Origin of the sequence: Pseudoalteromonas sp. Z9A6, from assembly GCF_011378805.1 — a bacterium.
Classification (GTDB): Bacteria; Pseudomonadota; Gammaproteobacteria; order Enterobacterales; family Alteromonadaceae; genus Pseudoalteromonas; species Pseudoalteromonas distincta.
In genome coordinates, this window is the sequence record NZ_WTKZ01000072.1 from 13226 (window position 1) to 18981 (window position 5756).

The 5756-nt window shown below is 39.8% G+C and carries 5 protein-coding genes; 3 read left to right on the top strand and 2 right to left on the bottom strand.

The window, feature by feature from the left end:
- On the bottom strand, positions 1-322 hold a 322-nt coding region (locus tag GQR53_RS21525), incomplete at its 3' end, for an alpha/beta fold hydrolase (RefSeq protein ID WP_346774401.1).
- 183 nt (positions 323-505) lie between these two features.
- Positions 506-1042, bottom strand: coding sequence for a YaeQ family protein (locus tag GQR53_RS18415; RefSeq protein WP_165744885.1), 537 nt, complete (start codon positions 1040-1042; stop codon positions 506-508).
- Between the two features lie 91 nt (positions 1043-1133).
- Between GQR53_RS18415 and ylqF the strand changes: the two genes are divergently transcribed.
- From ylqF to fusA, 3 genes are all read left to right on the top strand, one after another.
- On the top strand, positions 1134-2078 hold the full coding sequence (ylqF, locus tag GQR53_RS18420; protein WP_007377881.1) for a ribosome biogenesis GTPase YlqF: 945 nt from the start codon (positions 1134-1136) through the stop codon (positions 2076-2078).
- Positions 2079-2565: 487 nt separating this feature from the next.
- Positions 2566-3294 (top strand): response regulator, encoded by a 729-nt coding sequence (locus GQR53_RS18425; RefSeq protein ID WP_165744886.1) that lies wholly within the window; start codon positions 2566-2568, stop codon positions 3292-3294.
- 206 nt (positions 3295-3500) lie between these two features.
- On the top strand, positions 3501-5585 hold the full coding sequence (fusA, locus tag GQR53_RS18430) for an elongation factor G (protein ID WP_024605154.1): 2085 nt from the start codon (positions 3501-3503) through the stop codon (positions 5583-5585).
- The last annotated feature ends 171 nt before the right edge of the window (positions 5586-5756 follow it).

A 5756-nucleotide genomic window follows, 5' to 3' on the forward strand; every position in this document is an offset into this window, starting at 1 on the left:
TTTTTTTTTTTTGCGCTATATGGCTGCCTTTATGTGGAGTACCCAGTGTAATTACCTTCGTAATATTCTGGCTAGCAGGAGAGTTTGCCTCTAGGTAAGCACGTGCAATAAGCCCTCCCATTGAGTGGCATACAAGCGCTGCAGGTTCGTTAGAAATACACTCATCAATTTGTGCAAATATGGTATCGCGGTGAGGGTCGAGCGTATTGTAGGTAATGTTTAATACCGTCATACCCGACTCTTCAAGTCGTGAACAAAGTGGGCGCATAACAAAGCCAGACATATACAAGCCATGTAAAACAATAACGTGTTTAACTTTCATATGCTCCCTAATACCAATTTTATTAAAAACATGATCATCCTAGCGTATTAAATAATCCGCTACCTGCGTTAAAAATTATTTATATAAAACAGCTATATATCATAATTTTCGCCTTGTTATCGACTTATTTATTTGTCGCTATAATACATAACTAATTTAATGCAATTGGTATAACTACCGTAATTACATTAACTTTAGCGGTTTTATTTCAATATTGGTTTTATCGGTATTTACCCATACTTCACCATCTTGAATGGTAATGGCGAGCTTAATTCCACGATCAACCAAAGCAGCAAGTGCTTGTGTTGCTGCGTAATCAAGGCTAAAAATACTTAGATTTTTAAATTCATACAATTTAGGTTGATGTTTTTGCCACCAAATTGCTTGATTGTTTTCACCATAAGTATACAGCACCACTTTTTTAGATTTATTACAGGCTTTTTTAAGGCGTTTCTCATCTGGTAAGCCAAGTTCAACCCATAGTTCTATTTCTTCACTATAGCTTACATGCCAAAGTTCAGGCTCATCATCAGCACTTAACCCTTTAGTAAATTCTAAACCATCACAGCTATTTAGCGCAAAAGCGAGTAAGCGAATCATCAACCTTTGGTCGGTTTCTGATGGGTGTTGAGCCAAGGTTAAATTAAAATCTTGATAAACGTGGCGGTCCATATCGCTAAGCGATAACTGCACTTTCATAATGGTGGATTTAAGAGCCATAACAACTAATCTGAAAAAATTTGCGCCAGTATAGCGCAATTAAATGAATTGCCAGTTAAAATAGCGGTTAATTATACGTTAGGAGTTAAAAATGGCTATCCAGTGGTTCCCTGGGCACATGAATAAAGCCCGCAATGAAATTAAAGAAATAATGCCACAAATGGATGTGATCATTGAAGTGCTTGATGCGCGCATTCCCTACAGTAGTGAAAACCCGATGGTGGCAACCTTGCGTGAAGGTAAGCCGGTCATCAAAATTTTGAACAAAGCTGATTTAGCTGATCCTAAAATGACTCAAATCTGGAAAGATTATTTTGAGCAAGAAAACGGTGTTAAAGCGATTTCTTTTGGGCATGATAAAGCAGCTGAAGTACACCGTATTAATGAGCTTTGTAAAAAGCTAGTGCCACATAAAGTGGGTGCAGATAAGCAAATTAAAGCCATGATCATGGGTATTCCTAACGTGGGTAAATCTACGTTAATTAATGTATTGGCTGGGCGTATAGTTGCAAAAACAGGTAATGAGCCTGCTGTTACTAAAGCGCAACAACGCATTAAGCTTGAAGACGGTATTATGCTTTACGATACGCCAGGTATGTTGTGGCCAAAAGTAGAAAACGAAAACTCAGGTTATCGCTTAGGCGCCACCGGTGCCATTCGTGATACAGCACTTGAGTATGAAGAAGTAGCAAGTTACACAGCTGAGTACCTATTGCGTGCATACCCTGAGTTATTAAAAGGGCGTTATAAAATAGATGAATTACCAGAAAGTGATTGGGAATTTGTTGAAATGGCGGGGAAAAAACGCGGCTGTATTCGTGGTGGCAATCAAATAGACACATACAAAATGTCTGAAATACTAATCAACGAATTACGCGACGGTATTATTGGCCGTATTACTATGGAAACCCCGCAAATGCGTGAGGAAGAAGAAGTAATGGTTGCTGGTTTACGCGCTGCAGCAGAAGCTAAAAAGGCAGCTAAAGAAGAAGAGAAAAAACAACGCCGAGCACGCGCACGTAAAAACCGTCGTTAATTGATTTAGTTTAATTTAACCAACTAAATTACAGACATAAAAAAAGCCCGTAAGGGCTTTTTTAGTTTCATATCTACCGTCACCGATATGAGCAATGTAGCAAGTAAAATAGTAGGGCGGTTACTCATCATCAACATCAAGGGGCGTTGCGGTTCATAACAAGTAACCATAGCTGTTTACGTGCGCCACACGTTGTTTCAGGGTCGAGAAACAAATCAATTCATTCCTTAACAAGTGGTATGCAATCCGTCTTGTTGATATTGATTATCAGTTAGATCTAACTGCCTGTCAACACCTAAATACAAATAATTCTTATTATTGATAGGTTTGTTTTTTATTCATATATAAATCGGCTAGTGAGTACTAAAGTACATGCTTAATTTCATAAAAATTTAGACTCATGCGGCGGTACGTTAAAAATTGGTGAGTCAGACCTACTTGGTGCAAGACTAAGTGTTTATATTCCAAAATAATAAGAGCATTAAACATGACTTATTCAGTAGTAATAATTGAAGACGAAGTAGAGGTAGCACAGCTTTTAGCGCAGTACTTGTTATTACCAAATGGTATTGCAGGCAATCAAACGCCAAAGCAAAGTTTAAGGCAAGCACAGTATCAGGTAGTGGGCAGCATTGCAGGTAATTTAAGCACGGCAACAGCTTTGCTGCATGCAATTGAACCTGATTTAATTTTACTCGATATACACCTGCCTAATGGTAATGGCTTAGATTTGTTAACTGATTTACGACGACGAACAATTAAAAGTGAAGTTATGCTGCTCACGGCTGCAAAAGAGGTTGAAACCCTTGAAAAAGCAATGCAGTTACGCGCATGCGACTTTTTAGTTAAGCCATTAATGTTAAACCGACTAGATCAAGCACTTGCACGTTTTGAATCACGTCAGCAATGTTTTTCTGATGCAAGTGAAGTAACGCAGTCAATGGTTGATACGTTATTTGGCTCAAAGCAGCAAACCAACACGTTTGTTCGTTTACCAAAAGGGGTCGACCAACTTACCCTGCAAAAAATACATGATGCTTTTGTAGAGCACGCAACCACTGCATTTACTGCTCAGCAAATGGGCGATTTGGTCGGTGTTAGTCGCTCTACAGCACGTCGTTACTTAGAGTATTTGCTTGAATCAGGTAAGTTAACAGCGGATCAAAGTTACGGCAGTATTGGCCGCCCTGAACGTTGCTATAAAATAGCGAAGTAACTTGGTGTATCTGAAACTTAAGTATTAAACGCTATTAATTTCAATGTCTTGCGATTTTTTTGTTATGTTTGATATTTAATAGATTCTGACGATAAAAAAAATATGTTGAATTGATTGCATTTTAAGCGGCTTGTATGGTGATGTTCGCATTAAGTGATGTTATACTCCTGCCGAATAATTTATCGACTTTATTAAGAGTAAAATTAATGGCAGATTTATCGAAGTACAGAAACATTGGTATTTTCGCGCACGTTGATGCGGGTAAAACCACAACTACTGAGCGTATCCTAAAGCTTACAGGTACTATCCACAAAAGCGGTGAGACACATGATGGTGAATCGACTACCGATTTCATGGAGCAAGAAGCTGAGCGCGGTATTACTATCCAGTCTGCGGCAGTAAGCTGTTTCTGGAAAGATCACCGTTTTAACGTTATCGATACTCCTGGACACGTTGACTTCACCGTTGAAGTTTACCGTTCACTTAAAGTATTAGATGGCGGTGTGGGTGTATTCTGTGGTTCTGGTGGTGTTGAGCCACAATCAGAAACTAACTGGCGCTACGCGAATGAGTCAGGTGTTGCACGTATCATCTTCGTAAACAAATTAGACCGTATGGGTGCTGATTTTTACCGTGTAACAGCGCAAGTACAAAAAGTACTTGGTGCTACTCCACTTATCATGACTTTACCAATCGGTATTGAAGACGAATTCATAGGTGTTGTTGATGTTTTAAACAAAAAAGCATATGTTTGGGATGAGACTGGTCTTCCAGAAAACTACACTATTGAAGACGTTCCTGCAGACATGGTAGAGAAAACTGATGAATACCATGAAATGCTTATCGAAACTGCTGTAGAGCAAGACGATGACCTAATGGAAGCGTACATGGAAGGTGAAGTACCTTCTATCGAAGATATCAAGCGTTGTATCCGTAAAGGTACTCGTGACCTTGCTTTCTTCCCTACTTACTGTGGTTCTGCGTTCAAAAACAAAGGTATGCAATTAATTCTTGATGCTGTTGTTGACTACTTACCTGCTCCAACAGAAGTTGATCCTCAACCTCTTATGGATGAAGAAGGTAACGAAAATGGCGAATTCGCAATCGTATCTGCTGACGAACCTTTCAAGGCGCTAGCATTTAAGATAATGGATGACCGTTTTGGTGCATTAACTTTCGTACGTATCTACTCAGGTAAGCTTAATAAGGGTGACACTATCCTTAATGCGTTTACTGGTAAAACTGAGCGTGTTGGCCGTATGGTTGAGATGCAAGCAGATGAGCGTAAAGAGCTTACTTCAGCACAAGCTGGTGACATCATTGCTATCGTAGGCATGAAAAATGTGCAAACTGGTCACACTCTATGTGATCCTAAGCACCCAGTAACACTTGAGCCAATGGTATTCCCAACTCCAGTAATCTCGATTGCTGTACAGCCTAAAGATAAAGGCGGTAATGAGAAAATGGGTGTTGCTATCGGTAAAATGGTTGCAGAAGATCCATCTTTCCAAGTTGAGACTGATGAAGATTCAGGCGAAACTATCCTTAAAGGTATGGGTGAGCTTCACTTAGATATCAAAGTTGATATCCTTAAGCGTACTTACGGTGTAGACCTTATCGTTGGTCAACCACAGGTTGCTTACCGTGAAACTATCACTCGTGAAATCGAAGATAGCTACACGCATAAGAAACAATCTGGTGGTTCTGGTCAGTTTGGTAAAATCGACTACCGCATCAAGCCAGGCGAAGTTGCTTCAGGCTTCACGTTTAAATCATCAGTTGTTGGTGGTAACGTACCTAAAGAATTCTGGCCTGCAGTTGAGAAAGGCTTTAAGTCAATGATGGGCGAAGGTGTTCTAGCTGGCTTCCCAGTATTAGACGTTGAAGTTGAACTTTTTGACGGTGGTTTCCATGCCGTGGATTCATCTGCAATCGCGTTCGAAATCGCTGCTAAAGGTGCTTTCCGCCAATCAATCCCTAAAGCGGGCGCACAACTTCTTGAGCCAATCATGAAAGTTGACGTGTTCACTCCAGAAGATCACGTTGGTGACGTAATCGGTGACCTTAACCGTCGTCGTGGTATGCTAAGCGACCAAGAAGCTGGTTTAACTGGCGTTCGCATTAAAGCTGACGTTCCGTTATCAGAAATGTTCGGTTACATTGGTTCACTACGTACAATGACATCTGGTCGTGGTCAGTTCTCTATGGAGTTCTCACACTACGCACCATGTCCACAAAACGTAGCTGACACAGTAATCGCTGCAGAAAAAGAGAAAAAAGCTGCTAAGTAATTAGCTCCTTAACTCTCTAAAAAAACCCGCACATGTTGCGGGTTTTTTATTGCCTATATTTTGGTTTTATTTTTTATAGTTTTTTATAACTGCTCTTTATTATTAATTAGTCCTATATTTTTAATCCTAGATTCAAATTGTAAGTGCATAACTTGTTTTGGCTAGATTAAG